At 67.3% G+C, this 16,725-nt stretch carries 14 protein-coding genes and 1 pseudogene; 1 reads left to right on the top strand and 14 read right to left on the bottom strand.

Going from position 1 to position 16,725, the window contains the following annotated elements:
- Positions 1 to 14 precede the first annotated feature (14 nt).
- Positions 15 to 1,187, top strand: coding sequence for a CaiB/BaiF CoA transferase family protein (locus tag ACOGJC_RS16485; protein WP_419846084.1), 1,173 nt, complete (start codon positions 15 to 17; stop codon positions 1,185 to 1,187).
- A 22-nt stretch (positions 1,188 to 1,209) separates the two neighbouring features.
- Here the strand turns inward: ACOGJC_RS16485 and ACOGJC_RS16480 are convergent, their stop codons facing one another.
- The 14 genes and pseudogenes from ACOGJC_RS16480 to ACOGJC_RS16415 all read right to left on the bottom strand — a co-directional run bounded on the left by ACOGJC_RS16480 (position 1,210) and on the right by ACOGJC_RS16415 (position 16,651).
- Entirely contained in the window at positions 1,210 to 2,169 is a 960-nt protein-coding gene (locus tag ACOGJC_RS16480; RefSeq protein ID WP_419846083.1) for a nucleoside hydrolase, read from the bottom strand.
- Positions 2,166 to 2,915 (bottom strand): type 1 glutamine amidotransferase, encoded by a 750-nt coding sequence (locus ACOGJC_RS16475; protein WP_419846082.1) that lies wholly within the window; start codon positions 2,913 to 2,915, stop codon positions 2,166 to 2,168. The genes ACOGJC_RS16480 and ACOGJC_RS16475 overlap by 4 nt, the downstream gene beginning before the upstream one ends.
- Positions 2,912 to 4,294 carry a MurT ligase domain-containing protein gene (locus tag ACOGJC_RS16470; RefSeq protein WP_419846081.1) on the bottom strand — a complete coding sequence of 461 codons (1,383 nt, stop codon included), beginning with the start codon at positions 4,292 to 4,294 and terminating at the stop codon, positions 2,912 to 2,914. Before ACOGJC_RS16470 ends, ACOGJC_RS16475 begins: the two co-directional genes overlap by 4 nt.
- Positions 4,294 to 4,641 (bottom strand): type II toxin-antitoxin system PemK/MazF family toxin, encoded by a 348-nt coding sequence (locus ACOGJC_RS16465; protein ID WP_419846080.1) that lies wholly within the window; start codon positions 4,639 to 4,641, stop codon positions 4,294 to 4,296. The genes ACOGJC_RS16470 and ACOGJC_RS16465 overlap by 1 nt, the downstream gene beginning before the upstream one ends.
- Entirely contained in the window at positions 4,638 to 4,934 is a 297-nt protein-coding gene (locus tag ACOGJC_RS16460) for a hypothetical protein (protein ID WP_419846079.1), read from the bottom strand. The genes ACOGJC_RS16465 and ACOGJC_RS16460 overlap by 4 nt, the downstream gene beginning before the upstream one ends.
- Before the next feature lie 44 nt (positions 4,935 to 4,978).
- Positions 4,979 to 6,109: an epoxide hydrolase family protein gene (locus ACOGJC_RS16455; RefSeq protein WP_419846078.1), complete on the bottom strand. Its 1,131-nt coding sequence runs from the start codon at positions 6,107 to 6,109 to the stop codon at positions 4,979 to 4,981.
- Between the two features lie 113 nt (positions 6,110 to 6,222).
- Positions 6,223 to 7,434, bottom strand: a complete 1,212-nt coding sequence (locus tag ACOGJC_RS16450) for a Fic family protein (protein ID WP_419846077.1) — start codon at positions 7,432 to 7,434, stop codon at positions 6,223 to 6,225.
- A gap of 66 nt (positions 7,435 to 7,500) precedes the next feature.
- Positions 7,501 to 8,481, bottom strand: coding sequence for a tryptophan--tRNA ligase (gene trpS, locus ACOGJC_RS16445; protein WP_419846076.1), 981 nt, complete (start codon positions 8,479 to 8,481; stop codon positions 7,501 to 7,503).
- 142 nt (positions 8,482 to 8,623) lie between these two features.
- The gene (locus ACOGJC_RS16440) at positions 8,624 to 8,809 is read right to left on the bottom strand and encodes a hypothetical protein (protein WP_419846075.1); all 186 of its coding nucleotides are present in this window, start codon (positions 8,807 to 8,809) and stop codon (positions 8,624 to 8,626) included.
- A 347-nt stretch (positions 8,810 to 9,156) separates the two neighbouring features.
- Positions 9,157 to 9,573, bottom strand: coding sequence for a hypothetical protein (locus ACOGJC_RS16435; protein ID WP_419846074.1), 417 nt, complete (start codon positions 9,571 to 9,573; stop codon positions 9,157 to 9,159).
- A gap of 15 nt (positions 9,574 to 9,588) precedes the next feature.
- Entirely contained in the window at positions 9,589 to 9,831 is a 243-nt protein-coding gene (locus ACOGJC_RS16430) for a hypothetical protein (RefSeq protein ID WP_419846073.1), read from the bottom strand.
- A gap of 461 nt (positions 9,832 to 10,292) precedes the next feature.
- The gene (locus ACOGJC_RS16425; RefSeq protein WP_419848258.1) at positions 10,293 to 15,203 is read right to left on the bottom strand and encodes a fibronectin type III domain-containing protein; all 4,911 of its coding nucleotides are present in this window, start codon (positions 15,201 to 15,203) and stop codon (positions 10,293 to 10,295) included.
- 90 nt (positions 15,204 to 15,293) lie between these two features.
- Positions 15,294 to 15,614 (bottom strand): annotated as a pseudogene (locus ACOGJC_RS16420) (fibronectin type III domain-containing protein); the annotation flags it as partial.
- 500 nt (positions 15,615 to 16,114) lie between these two features.
- Positions 16,115 to 16,651, bottom strand: coding sequence for a hypothetical protein (locus ACOGJC_RS16415; protein WP_419846072.1), 537 nt, complete (start codon positions 16,649 to 16,651; stop codon positions 16,115 to 16,117).
- Between the last annotated feature and the right edge of the window lie 74 nt (positions 16,652 to 16,725).

Below are 16,725 nucleotides of genomic sequence, written 5' to 3'. Positions count from 1 at the left end.
GTAGTAGTAGCACGATGTCGCTGTACGACCAACAGAGTGCGGGCAACGGGCCGCTGGCCGGCGTGCGGGTGATCGATCTGACCACCGCCCGGGCCGGCCCCACCTGCACCCGCCAGCTCGCCGACATGGGCGCGGCGGTGATCTGTGTGGACCGGCCGGGCCGGCTGGTGCTGGGCGACTCCGATCGGTTCAACCTGAGGCGCAACAAGCGCTCGGTGGTGCTGAATCTGGCCGACTCGAAGGGCCGGGAGGCGTTCCTGCGGCTGGCCGACCGAGCCGACGTGGTGGTGGAGAACTACCGGCCCGCGGTCAAGCACCGGCTGGGCATCGACTACGACGTGGTGTCGGCCCGCAATCCCCGGGTGGTGTACGCCAGCCTGTCGGGGTTCGGCCAGGACGGGCCCTACGCCAGCCGTCCGGGGGTCGACCAGATCGCCCAGGGGCTGAGCGGGCTGATGAGCGTGACCGGCCCACCAGGCAGCGGGCCGTGGCGGGTGGGCATCGCGGTCTCCGACACCGCGGCGGGCACATTTCTCACCCAGGGCGTGCTGGCCGCCCTCTTGGCCCGGGAGCGCACCGGCAAGGGCCAGTGGGTCCACACGTCGCTTCTGGAGGCGGCCATCAACTTCATGGACTTCCAGGCGGTGCGGTGGCTGACCGACGGCGAGGTGCCCCCGCAGGAGGGCAACAACCACCCCACGGTGGTGCCCATGGGCATGTTCCCCACCGCCGACGGGCATGTCAACGTGGCCCCCATGGCCCGGTGGGAGACCTTCGCCGAAGCGCTGGGCGCTCCCGAGCTGGTGGCCGATCCCCGGTTCGCCGATCTCGAAACCCGCCGAGCCCACCGCCAGGAACTGGACGAGATCATCAAGCAACGCCTGGCCACCGCCACCACCGCCGAGTGGGTGGAGCGGCTCAACGCCGCCGGGTGCCCGTGCGGGCCGGTGCTGGCGGTGGACGAGACGTTTGCCGACCCCCAGGTGGAGCACCTCAACGTGTTCTCGATGGTCCCCGGCCCCGACGGAAACGAGGTGGCCGCGCTGCGGCTGCCCCTCACCTTCTCAGACACCCCCGCCGCGGTGGGCACCGGCCCCGTCCACCCCGGCCACCACACCCGCGAAATCCTGGCCGAGCTGGGCTACGACGACGCCGAGATCGACGCTCTGGCCGGCCGTGCGGGCTGACTGAGGCCTGACCGCCGAGCGGCTAGGGAAGGCGGCCCAGGAGGTCGTAGAGCAGCTCGTAGAAGCCGTTTGAGTCCACGTCGGTGATGTAGTGGCAGTTGGGGGGGCGGTCGGTGACGTCCCACCAGTCGACCACGGTCATGCCGGCAGTGAGGGGGGAGTCGGTCTCCACCTCCACGTTGCAGTGGCGGCCGCCGTAGAGGTCGGGGCGCAGCAGGTAGGCGATCACGTTGGGGTCGTGGAGGGGGCCGCCGGTGGTGCCGTACTTGTCCACGTCGTAGCGCTCGTAGAAGTCGAGCATCCCCGCGGCGGCGGCCCCGGTGCTGGTGCCCAACCCCCGCACCCGGTTGATCCAGGCGTCTTCCATCAGCGCCTTGTGGGTCACGTCCAGGGGCAGCATGGTGACCGGGGCCCCGCAGTGCAGCACGATCTGGGCGGCGTCGGGGTCGACGAACACGTTGAACTCCGCGGTGGGGGTGGTGTTGCCGCCGCCGAAGAACCCTCCCCCCATGCAGACGATCTCGCGGATGTTGGCCGCCGCCTCGGGGGCGGCCTCCAGCATGGTGGCCACGTTGGTCATCGGGCCCACCGGGCAGATGGTGATCTCCCGCTCGCCGGCGGCCAGCACGGTCTCGGCCATCCAGTCCACCGCGTGGCGGGGTTGCAGGGCGACAGCCGGCTCGGGCAGGTCGGCCCCGTCGATGCCGGTCTTGCCGTGGACGTGCTCGGCGGTGACCAGCTCCCGGCGCAGCGGGCGGTCGCAGCCGGCGAACACCGGCACCTCGGGGCGCCCGGCCAGCTCCACCAGCATGCAGGCGTTGCGGGCGGTGAGCGCCAAGGGCACGTTGCCGGCCACCGCGGTGATGCCCAACACCTCGAGCTCGGGGGAGGCCAGGGCGGCCAGAATGGCGATGGCGTCGTCTTGGCCGGGGTCGGTGTCGATGATGATGGGGCGGGGGCGGGCGTCAGATGGTGCGCTCATCGTCTTTGTCCTGCTCTGGTTTGGGCCACGGCGTGGGCCGCGTGTTCGAGGTCGTCGTCCAGCGGCGCCAGTTCAGCCGGGCACCCGGCATGGTCCAGCGCCCAGCCCAGCAGGGTATCGGCCAGCCAGGGGTTCTTGGGCAGGAGCGGCCCGTGCAGATAGGTGCCCACCGTGCGACCGGCCACCGCCCCCTCGCAGCCGTCGGCGCCGTTGTTGCCGTGGCCCCGGCGCAGGCGGCCCAGCGGCGTGCAGCCACCGCCCAGGTGGGTGCGCCCGGCGTGGTTCTCATAGCCCACCACCGTGGCGGTGCGGCCCTCCAGGGTCACCTCCAACACCACGTCGCCGATGAGCCGGCTGCCACCGGCGGTGGTCTCCAGATCCAACAGCCCGATGCCGGGCATGATCCCACCGTCGGCGGCAACGTAGCGGTGGCCCAAGAGCTGGTATCCGCCGCACACCCCCAGCACCACCGCGCCATCGGCCGCGGCCTGGCGCAGCGGGTCGGCCTTGTGGGCCAGGTCCTCGGCCACCAGAAGTTGGTCGCGGTCTTGGCCGCCGCCCAGGTAGTAGAGGTCGCAGTCGGCCGGGATGGGATCGCCCAGGCCCACCTCGGCCACCTCCAATGCCAACCCACGCCACCTCAGGCGGCGATCGAACACCGCGATGTTGCCCCGGTCGGCGTAGATGTTCAGCTGGTCGGGGTACAGGTGGCAGAGCCGGACCGGGGGAGTGTCAGCGGTGCTCACTGGTCCTCCCAGAAGGCGGGGGCCAGGCCCCGGTCGGCCAGCACGCCCTGGAGCTCCAACAGGGCGGTGTAGGTGGGCAGCACGTAGAGCTCGCCGGTGCCACAGGCCCTCAGGCCGGCGTCGAGGGCGGCGGGCACCGAGGGCATCACCGATATCCGGTCGGTATCGAGCCCGGCGTAGCGGAAGCGCAGGGCCATGTCGTAGGCCCGGTCGCCGCCCACCGTGAGCGACGCCAGCCGGTCGTTGTCCAACAGCAGCTCGTAGTCCACATCCCAGATCCACGACACGTCTTGGCCATCGGCGGTGCGGTCGTTGAGCAGCACCACCACGTGCAGGGGGCCGTCCTCCAACAGCATGGTGCGGATGTTCTCGTTGGCCCCGGCGGGGTTCTTGGCCAACAGCGTGGTGATTCGGGCATCGCCCACCGAGGTGCGCTCGGCCCGCCCGAAAGCGGCCGGGCGGCGAGCCAGCGCCGGGCCGATCGACTCGGGAGCCAGACCCAGGGCCAGGGCGGTGGCGGTGGCCGCGACGGCGTTGTAGGCGTTGTGCATGCCCGGCAGGCGCAGCGACAGCTCGATGGGGCCACCAGGGGCGTCCAGAGCCAGGCGCTGGCCGCCCATGCCGTGCAGCTCCACCCTGGTGGCCCCTACGTCGGGCTGAGGCCGGCTCAGGCCGCATTCGGGGCACGACCACCGGCCCAGGTGGGCGATGGTCACCATGTCGTAGTGCAGCGGCGCACCGCAGCGGCGACAGTCGGTGGTGTCGGCCGCGTGGGGGAGGCGGTCACGGCCCACCCGGGCGTCGTCGATGCCGTAGGACACGGTGGTGGGGTGCTGGCCGGCCACCTCGGCCACCGCGGGGTCATCGGCGTTGTAGATCACCACCGTGGCCGGATCGAGCCCGGCCACCGCCTCCCGCCAGCGGTCCACCAGGTGCTCGAGCTCGCCGTAGCGGTCGAGCTGGTCGCGGAACAGGTTCATCAGGGCCACCGCCCGGGGCCGGGTCTGGGTCATCAACCCCGGCAGGGCGGCCTCGTCCACCTCGAACAGGGCCATCTCGGCCCCTTCGGCGTCGAGCAGCGCGGCGGCCACCCCCCGCTCAAGGTTCGATCCGGCGGTGTTGGCCACCACCCGAGCGCCCGAGGCGTCCAGAACGGCCCGAATCAGCCGAGCGGTAGTGGTCTTGCCGTTGGTCCCCGACAACAAGATCACGCCCCCAGGAACGCTCTGGGCCATCTCCGCGGTGGCCTCCGGCCGCAACCGCGTCAGCACCAGTCCAGGCAGCGTCGTCCCCCCGCCCCGCCCCAGCCGCTGCGACAGCCGCCCCGCCCCCCGAGCCACCCCCGCGGCCAACCCCCGAGGCAGCGACGGCAACCTCATCAGCGGTCGAGTTGCAGAACCTGCGACAAGGCAGCGTCCACTTGGCGCATCACCTCGCCCTCGAGGGTCGCTCCGGTCCAGTCGGTCACCTGATCTTTGTCGAGAGTGGCAAGTTGGGTCAGGTTGATCACCGAATCACGTTCTAGTCCGGTTCCGTTCGCTGGAATTGCCACCACACCCGCCATGTCGGAGAGTCCGAGGTTGGAAGTGATGGCGGCGGCGACAACAGTTCCCAGTCTGCTTTCGTTGAAACTGTCAGCAGAAACGATCAGCACCGGACGCCGGTAGCCGGGTTCGGAGCCAATGGGGTTGCGGAGGTTGACCCAGTAGACGTCGCCTCTCCTCACTCCTCCCACTCCCAATGCTTCAGGAGAGTCCTGAATTGGGCTTCGGCGAGGCCAGGATCAAGCTTGGGGTCGTGTTTGGCAGCGTGCTCGTTGAGATTCCGGGTGATCTCCTCGTCACTAAATGCCAACCATGCTGGGTGAGGAGGGGCGGACGACGTATCAGAGGGACCGTTAGAAGCCAAGAGGGACTCCAAGGCTCGGGCATAGAGCTCAGAGCGGGTTATGCGCTGCTCAGAAGCAACACTCTCGGCTTGTTTGAAGAGGTCATCGGGAATGTTGACGGCAACTTCCACCTGGCCAGCATACCCGCGCGACAGTTGACTCATTCGCCCTCGGGTTAGCGGAAGCGGCGGAAGAATTGGCGGATGTCTTGGGCTAGGGCCTCGGGTTCTTCCATGGCGGCGAAGTGGCCGCCTTCTTCCATGTCGCTCCAGTGGACGATGTTGTAGCTGTCCTCGAGCCAGCGGCGGGGGGCTTGCATGATCTCCTGGGGGAAGCTGGCCATGCCCAAGGGCGTGTCGAGGGGGTCGGTGATGCCCGGCGCGCCGGGGCGCAGCACCTCGTAGTACATGCGGGCCGAGGAGCCCGCGGTGGCGGTGAACCAGTAGAGCGAGATGTTGGTGAGCAGGCGGTCGCGGCTCACCGCCGATTCGATGGTGCCGTCGTTGTCGGTCCAGGCCAAGAACTTCTCGGCGATCCAGGCCAGTTGCCCCACGGCCGAGTCGGTGAGGCCGTAGGCCAGGGTCTGGGGCTTGGTGCTCTGGATCTGCATGTAGCCGGCGCCCTCGGTGAAGTAGAGGTTGGCCCGGCCCAGCCCGGCCTGCTCGGCCTCGGTGAGCTCGCCGGGGCCGTCTTCGGGGGCGGTGCCGAACAAGAAGTTCACATGCACCGCCTCGCAGTGGTCGGGGTCGGTGCGGCCGATGTTCTGGGAGATGAACGACCCCCAGTCGCCTCCCTGGGCGCCGTAGCGGTCATAGCCGAGGCGCCCCATGAGCTCGCCGAACGCCCGGGCGGTGCGCACGGCGTCCCAGCCCCGGTCAGCCGTCGGCCCCGAGAAGCCGTAGCCGGGCAGTGAGGGGGCCACCACGTGGAAGGCATCGGCGGGGTCGTCGGGCTCGGTGAGCAGGCCGATGATGTCGAGGAACTCCACCACGGTGCCGGGCCACCCGTGGCTGATGACCAGCGGGTAGGCGTCGGGGTGGGGCGAGCGCTGGTGGATGAAGTGGATGTTCTGGCCGTCGATGGTCGTGGTGTAGTGGTCGAGCTGGTTCAGCTCGGCCTCCGCGGCCCGCCAGTCGTACTCATCGGCCCAATAGCGGGCCAACTCCTGGATGTAGCCCATCTCAGCCCCGTAGTCCCAGCCAGCGTCAGGAAGCTGGTCGGGCCAGCGGGCGTCCCGCAGCCGCCGGTGCAGGTCTTCCAAAGCGGCGTCGGGAATATCGACAGTGAACGGGGTGATCTCAGACATGGGGTTCCTCAGCTATTCGGGACTCGGGTCGCTCCACAAAGGGCGCGAGTCACGGATCGAGAATATCAGCGGTGTGGTGTTTAGTGGTCGCTGGGGCGCGGTTACGGCTCTGGTTAGGGGGTGGGGAGGTGGCGGCGGGGGAGGGTGGTGTTGATGGTGTCGATGGCGTCGATGACGTGGTGGGCTACCCACACCTGGGATCGGTCGGCTCGGTGGGTACTGGATCTGAGCACGTCGGCTTCGGCGAGCTGGTGGAGTATTTGCGATGCCCGGCCTGGAGTCACGCCGTAGGTCTCCTGTATGTGGCGGGCGGTGATGGCCGGGGTGTGGATGAGCGAGTCCAAGATATGGTCCACCGCCGATCCGGCCCGGGTGCGGATGCGGTCTCGGAAGGCTTGTCGCAGGTCGTCGATTCGCCCGACGAGGCGGATAGCGGCGATGGCGCCGTCGGCCACCGCGGCCGCGAACGCGGCCACCCAGGCGTCAACGTCTCCAGCCCGGTAGGCGCTGAGGCCTCCCACGTAGCCCGCCGGGTCGTGCAACAGGCCGTGGGCCACTGGAACCGGCGCCGGCCCGGCGTCGAGGAGGGGGTGGATCAACAGCCGGCCGACACGGCCGTTCCCGTCGACGTAGGGGTGGATCGTCTCGAACTGGGCGTGCGCTATCGCGGCGTGAATCACGGGGTGCAGGTCCCGGCGGGCAGCAAAGCGGACCAGGTCGTCCATCAGCGCCGCCACCTGGTCGTGGGGCGGGCCCTCGAAGTCCGCGGTCTGGCGGTTCTCGCCGATCCACACCGCGCAGTCCCTCCACGCTCCGAGATACCGAGGCAACATTTCGGAGTCAGCGGCCAAAAGGCTGCGGTGTCGCCGGTGAAACCACTCGACATCGACCGCCTCGTCGGACCGAAAGGCGTGCAGCGCGGTCGCAACGTTCGCCGCCACCAACTCAGTGCCCCGGGGGACCGGGTCGGCCCCCTCGTCTCCCAGATCGGCCAACGCGACCGCCAACGCCTCGCTCGAGGTGGTGATCTGCTCGATCTGCGACGACGCCACCGCGTCGGCGCGGATCAACACCGCGCTCAAGTGCCCCAGCACCCCGGTCGCATTCCCCGAGTGGGCCCGCAAGCGGCCGATCTCATCTCGGGCCGCCTCAACCGCCTGGGTCGCATGCCGCCCAGGCGGCGGCACCGGCTGATCCGCTATCGCCGCGGGCACTGTCTGCACGACTGTGATACGCGGCTCGCTGTCGTCGATCCAGGGGCGGTACAGCTCGTTGTCGACGACGACAGCCCGTCGGCCCGCAGCCGGCCAGCCCTTTACTGACACCTAAACACTCCCTCCTAGAGTTTAGTCAATTATATCATTACCTAAACTTTAGGAGGGCGTAGTGGGCTAGGAACGGGGGAGGAGGCCGGCGTTGGATCGGGCTCTTTTTAGAGTGGCGACGGCCACGGTGCGGGCTTTGTCGGCGCCGGTGTGGAGGAGGCGGGCTACTTCGGCGGGGTCGGATGACAGCTCGGCGTAGCGGGTGCGGATGGGGTCGAGGAGCTCGTTCACCGCGTCGGCGGTGTCGGCTTTGAGCGGGCCGTACTGGGCGTAGTCGTCGGCCACCGCCTCGGGGGTGCGCCCGGTGGCCGAGGCCAAGATGCCCAACAGGTTGGACACTCCCGCCTTGGCCTCGGGGTCGTAGCGCACCTCACCGTCGCTGTCGGTCACCGCCCGCTTGAACTTGCGGGCCACCCCGTCGGCGTCTTCCAAGATGCCCACGGTTCCCGCCGACTCCAGCGACTTCGACATCTTGTCGTCGGGGTTCTGGAGGTCCATGACCCGGGCCCCGGCTTCGGGGATCACGTGGGCGGGCACCACGAAGGTGTCGCCGTAGCGGTGGTTGAACCGCTCGGCGATGTCGCGGCACAGCTCGATGTGCTGGCGCTGGTCGTCGCCCACGGGCACCAGGTCGGTGTCGTACAACAAGATGTCGGCGGCCTGGAGGGCGGGGTAGGTGAACAGCCCGGCCGACACGAACTCGGTGCGGTCGGACTTGTCCTTGAACTGGGTCATGCGGCGCAGCTCCCCGAAGCCCACCGTGCACTCCATCATCCAGGCCAGCTCAGCGTGCTCGCTTACCGCGCTCTGCACGAACAGCGTGGAGCGCTCAGGGTCGATGCCCACCGACATGAGCAAAGTGGCCGCCGCCACGGTGTTGCGGCGCAGCTCGGCGGGGTCGGGGGCGGTGGTGAGGGCGTGGAGGTCCACCACGCAGTACACCGCCTCGTGCTCGTGCTGATAGGCCACCCAGTTGCGCAGCGCCCCCAGCAGGTTGCCCAGATGCATCCCGCCCGACGGCTGTATCCCCGAAAACACACGAGCCACAGCCCGCCATCCTAGAGCCTGGCCAGCCGAAACGTAGGGTTAAACACCGGCTCCCCCGGAGGCTTTCGCCTTCCGGGGGAGCCGGCTTTGGCTAGTTTTCTCAGGGCCGGTCCCTAGTGGGTCCGGCTTTGAGTTTTTGCGCCTATGCGCACGCGTCCCCGGCCAAGTCGTCGGCGTCGTCGCCGTAGTCTCCGCCAGTGAGGCCACGGCAGGCCGAGGCCAGCTCACGGCGGAAGGCTGCCGGGTTCATGGCTGCGAGAGTGTCGCCAGCGATCTGGCGGGCGACGGCCTCGCGCCGGGTGTACGGCAGGGCGCACACATCGGCCACTCCGTCGCCATCCGAGTCATGCGGGTAAGTGGAGATGAAGGGTTAAACGCTTGCGGCTCCGCTGGGAGGTTGTGGGAAGCCGCTCATGCGGCTGCTCGCGTCATTCGGCAATTGCTCGAAGCGGGTTGCAGCTCCGAAAAAGTCACCGCCTCCCGCCCGACGGAGCAGCTTTGCGGCTTGGCGCAGCCGTTTGCGTTCGTTCGCAGCCAAAGAGGCCGCCTTTGCATCGTTCCTGTCTAGGAAGCCGCTTAAGACATTCAGATCTCCTAGATGCCGACTGTTCCCTCTTACGCTCGCTACCGGGTGTGGACAAAGGTGTCGGGGAAACGGCCGCACGCTGGGGGCAGTCAGTTGCTGAGGACGAAGTGACCGCCGACCATCGTGATGTGGAAGCCAATAAGCAGGTCCATTCCGAGGAGAATGTCGTAGTTCAACGGCTCATAGGGGAGCTGGGCGACCCTTAGCTCTCTTCCCGCGGCGAAGATGTTCGGATCGGCATTGTCCATAGCGATTGGGATAAAGACTCCGAGCCAATAAGTGGGGACGGTCAGCGGCTCTCCGCTGACCGGGATGATCTTGCGGCTGCTCGTGCTCTCAGCCCCCACTTCTTCGATAACCCTACTCGAGACCATGGTCATTTGAGCCCCCGTGTCAACCAGGGCGTCGAAAGCCGGAGGGGGGTTGTCATCTTCTGCCCCTGGGATGAGGATTGATGCCTTTAGGATTATTTGGTCGTCTGCGACCTCGACATTGAATGTCGGCATGGTCTGATTTGCCAGTTAGCCGAGATTCACGGTGAGCACGCCCATGTGAACGGGTTTCTCGCCGACAACGATCAGGGAGAAATTGCCCAGCCCGAATCGGTCCAAGCCGGTCTGGTAGGCGGTTCCCTGGTCTTCCAGGATGTCGATGACTTTACCGTCGTGCATCAGGGCGGTTTTGCCCTGATGATCCCGCTCTAACCTTTCCTTGTGTTCTGCCTGGTAGGCGGCATAGTTCGCTTCGACTTGGCTTTCGTTCATCGCACACCTCCTCAACATGCTGTGTATACATGGTATCCGGCGAAAAGGCAAGTGTCCCACTAGCGGGCCGACGGCTCGCCTTAGGGGGCTGCTGGCCGGTCAGAGGCCCTGAATCCCTCGGGAAATTCGGGAAACCCAGTGTTGGAGGCGCTTCATGATTCCATCCACCACGGCCTGGGAGAGGCCCTCGCTGCTCTGTTCGATTGACTCGGAGAGCCGGTCGAATATCCAGATGAGCTGCCCCACCGTTGTCGGTGCCCTCATTAAGTGCAGGGGCGGGACAGCAGGAGGGGCGCATAGCGCCCCGTCCGGCAGGCTCGACTCGAACTGCTTTCAGGCACCGACATCACCTGAGGGGTTAAACACCGACTCCCCCGGAGGCTTTCGCCTTCCGGGGGAGCCGGCTTTGGCTAGTTTTCTCAGGGCCGGTCCCTAGTGGGGCCGGCTTTGAGTTTTTGCGCCTATGCGCACGCGTCGGCGGCCAAGTCTTCGGCGTCGTCGCCGTAGTCTCCGCCGGTGAGGCCGCGGCAGGCCGAGGCCAGCTCACGGCGGAAGGCTGCCGGGTTCATGGCTGCGAGGGTGTCGCCAGCGATCTGGCGGGCGACGGCCTCGCGCCGGGTGTAGGGAAGGGCACAGACATCCGCGACGCCATCGCCGTCGCCGTCGTGCGGGTAGGTGGCGGGCCCGCCGAGCGACCGGTTGGCGCAGAAGCTCGGGCCGGTGACGATGCCGGAGTAGAAGGCACCGCCATCATTGATCGGGATCGCCGGAGGATCGGCGAGCATCTCGCCGCCGCAGTCGTCGTCGCCTTCCACCATGTCGCAGGCCGCGTTCACCAGCGCCGCATAGGCGTCGGAGTGTTGTACGGCCAGGGCCTCGACCGCACTCTGGCGGGCGATGGCCTCACGGCGGGTGAAGGGCAGCGAGCACACGTCGGCAACGCCGTCACCGTCGGAGTCGTGAGCGATGAGGTGGGCGCCTCCCAGGGAGTAGTCGGTGCAGAAGTCCGCACCGGTGATCACTCCGGAGTAGAAGGTGCCGTTCTCGGGCGACGCCATGGCGGGCATCGCGTCGTTGGACTCGCCGGCTTCGCCTTCACCGATGGCGTTCACAGCCCGCACATGGAATGTGTAGGTGAGCACGCCAGTACCGGTGTCGAGCCCGGTGAGGGTGACGCTGCTGGCGGAAGCATCGGCCTCATTCCACTCGCCGTAGTCGCCGGAACCGAACTTCATGCGGTAGTGCCAGGCGGTGACCGCCGAGCCGCCGTCATCGCCAGCGGTCCACGAGACCGTGATCTGGCCAGCGGCGCCGGTAGCGGTAACCGTGGGCGCCGCCGGAGTGGTGGCCGGTGTAGCCGTGGCTTCGCCTGCTGCGCCGTTGCCCACATCGTTGGCCGCCCGCACCGCGAAGGTGTAGGTGGTGCCGTTGGTGAGGCCAGGCACTGGCACGCCAGTGGCATCGGGGCCAACTCCGAAGGTGCTCAGGTCGGTCCAGTCGCCGCCGCTCACCTGGAGGTGCCAGGCGGTGACTGGCGAGCCGCCGTGGTCGCCGGCAGTCCACGACAGGGTCACCATGCCGTCGCCGGCGGTCGCGGTGACCTCAGGCGCTGAAGGCGTGGTGGCCGGGGTGGCCGAGGCAGTGCCAGCGGCACCGTTGCCCACGTCGTTGACCGCCCGCACACTGAAGGTGTAGGGGGTGCCGTTGTCGAGGCTGCTCACGGTGTGGCTATCGGTGTCGGCACCGCTGCCCTCGATGGGCATCCACTCGCCGTCGTTCACCTGGAGGTGCCAGACGGTGACTGCGGAGCCGCCGTGGTCGCCAGCGGTCCACGACAGGGTCACCTCGCCGTCGCCGCGCTCAGCGGAAAGGTCGGGGGCCGAAGGCGTGGTGGCCGGGGTTTCCGGACCAGCTTCGCCGGCTTCACCGCTGCCCAGAGCGTTCACGGCCCGCACCTCGAAGGTGTAGGCGGTGCCGTTGTCTAGGCCGGTCACCGAGTGGCTGGTGGTGTCCGGGCCGCTGTCGGCAATCGGGGTCCATGCGCCGTACTCGCCGTCGCCAGCCTTGTGGCGGACATGCCAACCAGTGGTCGGAGCGGCGTAGTCATCCTCGCCGACATCACCGGAGGTACCGGCCGTCCAGCTCAGGTCGACCTGGCCGTTGCCCCGCTCAGCCGACACCGTGGGTGCAGGCGGAACGGCGGACGGCATGGTCGCAGCCGAGGTGATCGGCACAGCGTTGCCCTGGCGGTTCACAGCCCGCACCTCGAAGGTGTAGCTGATGCCGTTGGACAGGCCAGTCACGGTGTGGCTGGAGGTTTCCGGGCCGCTGTCGGCGATGTCGGTCCATGGGCCGTAGCCCTCGCCGGACTCGCTCTGGCGGTACTGCCACTTGGTGATGGCGCTGCCGCCGGAGGTGCCCGGTGCCCAGCTGAGCACTACCTGGCCGTCGCCGGGATCAGCGCCCAGCATGTTGGCGGTGGGAGCACCCCTCGGGGTGGCCGGATTCGAGGTGGTGGCGAAGCCGGGGCCGAAGCCGTTCACGGCCCGCACCTGGAAGGTGTAGGTGGCGCCGTTGACCAAGCCGGTCACCGCAACGCCTCTATGAGCAGACAATGGCTGCGGTGCGCTCGTGCCCAGGGACTCCCACGCGTCGTAGGGGCCGTCGCCTTGGCGCTTGCGGACCTGGTAGCCCGTGACCGTGCGGCCGGGGTCGCCAGGGATATTCAGCGGCGCATCCACCGTGATGGTGACACGGCCGTCGCCTGCAACCGCCAACACCCGGGCGGGAACGCTCGGGGCCTTGCCCGGCGTCGCCGGGTTGGACTGAGCGGGATCCCCGCCACCGATGATGTTCCTGGACCGAACCCGGAAGGTGTAGGTGTTGCCGTTGGTGAGCACCGAAGTGGGATCGGCGACCGCGGTCAACTTAACGGTGTGCTCGGTGGTGTCGGCATTGCTCCTGGGAACGTCGGTCCAGCCGCCGGCGTCGTCGGCGTCGCCAATGGCACAGGTGTTGGCGTCCGCCGGAGCCACTGGCGTGGTTGGAGCATCAGGTGCCGTGTGGCCGGAGATGCAGTACTCCCACTCGAGGATCGGCGGTCCGCCGCTGCCTGCCGAGGTCCACGTCAACGTGACGCTCTTGTCGCCGGCAGCCGCGGTGAGACCCTGCGGCGCTGGCGGGGCGACCCCCGGAGTGACGGGTGCGGATTCAAGAATGGGGCTGGACAGCGGACCGTTGAGGGCGCGGATCCTGAAGGTGTGAGCCATCCCGTTCTCCAGACCGTCGATGACCAGTCCTTCAGTAAGAGTGCCGGTACCGGCGCTGCCGTTGAAATTGGTGGCGTTCGTGTTGAACGTCCAGTTGCCGTAATCGCCGTCGCCCACCTTGTAGGAGTACTCCCAGCGGGTGGCGGCGGTGGTGGTGCCAGTGGTGCCCACCAAGTGCAGGGTGGCCCGAGTTACCCCTGGTACTGCCACTAGGGCCGGGGCGTTATACGCGCGGCCAATGGTGGCGGTAGTGGCCAAGTCGTCGGCGCCGGGCGTACCCGGGGCACCGGCGGCGACCGAGGCCGACTCGGTGGCAGCACCGGCGCCTCTGGCGTTGAGGGCCCGAACCCTGAACGTGTGCAAAGTGCCGGGTGGCGTGCCGGTGGGCACGGTGTAGGTTGCCGTGGCGGTTGCAGGTGCAGCGCCGGTCACCCAGCCACCGTACGAACCGTCGCCGACCTTCACGGAGTACTCGTAGCGAAGAGTAGTGCCGCCGGTGATTTTGGCACCTCCGTCAACCGAAGGCGGCCAGCTCAAAACGATGGTCGTAGCCGTGGTCGAGTCGATATGCACGACTGCGGGCGCCGATGGGACTGTGGGGCTGAACCTCGCGCTGTCGGTACCCGACTGGAAGCCGCTGCCGCGGGCGTTGACTGCCCGGATGATGAAGTGATGCTCATCTGTGCTCAACGCCGGGTCGGTGGCAGTGGTCCTATCCACGAAGCTCAAGTCGCCGTCGGGCAACGTGCCAGCGGCGGTTGGTGCACGGGGCACCGAGACGCTGGTGGTGGTTGCACAATCCGGAGCTGCGCCTCGAGAGTTGTCGCAGATGGTCACCCAGGTATCCGCGCCAGCCGCCGCGGTAGCCAAATCGGAGAGCGAGGTGGCGGTCACGTACTGCCACATGGTGATGGGGGAGCCGCCGTCGCCGCCGGAAGTCCACGACAGCATGATCTGGGCATTGCCGCTTGGGGCGTCGTACACCGCGGTGGCGCTCAACCGGGCCGGTGCCGGGGGCTTGGTGCCCGGGTTCACCGGACGGGCCAACACCGCAGGCTGGCCACCGCCGGAGGCGTTGACCGCCCGGACCCTGAACAGGTAGGAGGTGCCCGCGGTCAAACCCCTGATCGTCGTACCCATACCGGCTACGTCATCAGTGGTATCAGAAAGGTCTACCGGAGTGGCGGTATTGAGTACCCGATCACCGGCCGAAGAAGTCGCAGTAAGGGTAGCTCCAGTTGTCGGGAACAGAGCGTTGGCTGCGATGGCCGTCCACTCGCCGTAGTCGCCGTCGCCGGCCTTCTGGGAGTACTCGTAGCGGAGGATCGGGGAGCCCCCGTCATTGAGCGCGCCACCGGTGAGAGGCGGCATCCACGTCAAGGTGACGGAATTGGCCGTCGCGCTATCGGCCAGGACGGTCGGCGCACCCGGCGGCATTCCGGGATTCACCACCGCGCTCTGGGCCACACCACCCACGCCGCGGGCGTTGACCGCCCTGACCTGGAACCGGTAAATCATGGCGTTGTCCAAGCTGAGCACGGTGTAGCTCGTGGTGTCAGCGTTGCTGTCAGGAATGTTGACCCATGCGGTGGCAGCGGGGAAATCACCAGTTATCGGAGTGTCGTCAGCGGAACTCTGGAGGCGGAACTGCCAGCTCACGATGGGGGAGCCGCCGTCGCTGCTCGGCGTCCACTCCAAGGTGACGCTCTTGTTGCCCGGCGTTGCGGTCAAAGAGCGGGGCCGCCCCGGAACAGAAGCGATGGTGACCGGGTCGGTCTCAGCGGCTGCTCCCGCACCATTGGCGTTGCGGGCCCTGATCTCGAACTGGTAGGTGATGCCGTTGGTCAACCCTCTGACCGTGTGGCCCGGCACGTCGTCAGCGGTGCCCAGAGTACCGTCAGTACCAACCGAGGTACCGGTAGTGGCACCAGAGCCGATGATGATGGTCCACGGGGAATAGTCACCGTCGCCCGTCTTCTGCCGGTACTCGTACGACGTGATGACTGAAAACCCTTGCTCACGGCCCGGGGTAGCTGTGAGCGCCGTCCAGTGCAATCCGACCTCGGAGTTACCAGCCACAGCCCGCAGGTTCGCAGGCGCCATCGGAACAGTAGACGGCGTGACAGTACCGGGGGTGATAGTGCCAGCAACCCTGGGACCCGACAGCGTAAAGGTCGAGGTGTCAGGCTGGCTGCCCACACTATTGACGGCCCGAATCTGGAACTGGTACCCGGTGCCGTTCCGCAAGCCGGTGACGGTATGGCGGGTGGTGTCCCGACTGCTGCCCGGAATCTGTATCCATAGACTCGTCGCCGGAGTCGTCTGCTGGTACTCATACCGGAGGATCGTGCTTTGATTCTCCACCGGCCTGGTCCAGCTCAGCGTGACCTGTCCATCACCAGGCGTCGCCACAAGATCAGTGACGTGACCCGGCACTCCCGGCTGCGCGCTCGCAGACGTCAGCGGTGTCAACAGCGTGGCCAAAAGCGCCAAAATGCCCAGCGCGGCCCACATAGTGACCCGCCGCCGGGGCGCGCGTGAGTGCCCGCCAGGGGTTGTGGGGCGAACCCCAATAGAACTCAATGCTGTAAAAGCTCTTTTTGTCATGAAGAGCACATTACTTCATTACAGTTCGCTTACAACACTTTTCGTAAAAAAACTTCCAACAACTTGTCGCGCCGAAATCTCGAGCCTCAGCGCCGATGCGGGAAGGGTGAAACGCCTGCTCCCCCAACGGCTGGGCCAACCGGGCGCCGGCGCCGGCCTCGTCGCCCCGGAGCCGGGTCGCTGAGGACGGTGCGCAGTGGCGGCAGCGAGATGGCCAGTTGACCGGAAAGGGCCGTGGGATGAGCTGCGTTGTGGTCATAAAGCACAGAAACCCGCCGAAGCGGGTTTCTGATGGGCCTAGCCACACGACAGAGACTAGGGACTTCGCCCGGAACTCTACCCGGCTTCGGCGTGTCTGTGTCAGTTACTGATGATGCACTGGGATCCGTGCATGCTGATGTGGTCGTTCAGCTGCGCCCGGGTCCAGGCAACACGGTGGCTTCGGAATCTGCCGGGGTGTGGTCGGGATCGGGGATGGGGTGACTGAACTCGAGCCGGGTCTCAATGCGGGCCAAGCGCTCGCCGTGATCCCGGAAGCCCTTGTGCATCTCGGTGCGGAGGTCGCCCAGCCCGGCGTTGAGCTTTTCGGTGAACTTGATCTCCAGCTCTTTGATCTCTTGGCCCTGAGCGGTGATCAAGGCGACGAGGGCATCGTGCTTTTTGTCGGAGTCGGCGCGCATCTCGGCGAACTTCTTGTCGGAGTCGGCGCGGGCTTCGTCGAAACGCCGGTTCATGTCGTCGCGCGATTCGTCGAAGCGCCGGTTCATGTCGTCGCGCGATTCGTCGAAGCGCCGGTTCATGTCGTCGAAGCGGGTGTCTTGAGCCGCCTGCAAATCGGAGATCCGGTCGCCCTTTTCCTGGCGCCTCCCCTTCGCCCACATGATCCCGATATTAACCGCCTGAGTCACAGCAACACCGACCAGCGCAAGCCAATACGAACCCATACCATCCCCCCTTCAAAAGAGGAGCTTGAAAAGGGGGAAGCTTCGCCGCCGCCCTAACCCCGCATCGGTAAGCC

The sequence above is a fragment of the Candidatus Poriferisocius sp. genome (assembly GCF_965204015.1).
In the GTDB taxonomy this organism is placed as follows: domain Bacteria; phylum Actinomycetota; class Acidimicrobiia; order Acidimicrobiales; family Bin134; genus Poriferisocius.
Note: the sequence above shows the minus strand (reverse complement) of the source record. Positions and strands in the feature narration are given on the sequence as shown.

What these genes read in the sequence shown, in the direction of transcription:
- ACOGJC_RS16425 (WP_419848258.1), bottom strand. Translation starts at nt 15,203, where the DNA reads ATGGCGCCTGCGAACCTGCGGGCTGTGGCTGGTAACTCCGAGGTCGGA.
- ACOGJC_RS16470 (WP_419846081.1), bottom strand. Translation starts at nt 4,294, where the DNA reads ATGAGGTTGCCGTCGCTGCCTCGGGGGTTGGCCGCGGGGGTGGCTCGG.
- ACOGJC_RS16415 (WP_419846072.1), bottom strand. Translation starts at nt 16,651, where the DNA reads ATGGGTTCGTATTGGCTTGCGCTGGTCGGTGTTGCTGTGACTCAGGCG.
- ACOGJC_RS16455 (WP_419846078.1), bottom strand. Translation starts at nt 6,109, where the DNA reads ATGTCTGAGATCACCCCGTTCACTGTCGATATTCCCGACGCCGCTTTG.
- ACOGJC_RS16485 (WP_419846084.1), top strand. Translation starts at nt 15, where the DNA reads ATGTCGCTGTACGACCAACAGAGTGCGGGCAACGGGCCGCTGGCCGGC.
- ACOGJC_RS16435 (WP_419846074.1), bottom strand. Translation starts at nt 9,573, where the DNA reads ATGCCGACATTCAATGTCGAGGTCGCAGACGACCAAATAATCCTAAAG.
- ACOGJC_RS16430 (WP_419846073.1), bottom strand. Translation starts at nt 9,831, where the DNA reads ATGAACGAAAGCCAAGTCGAAGCGAACTATGCCGCCTACCAGGCAGAA.
- ACOGJC_RS16480 (WP_419846083.1), bottom strand. Translation starts at nt 2,169, where the DNA reads ATGAGCGCACCATCTGACGCCCGCCCCCGCCCCATCATCATCGACACC.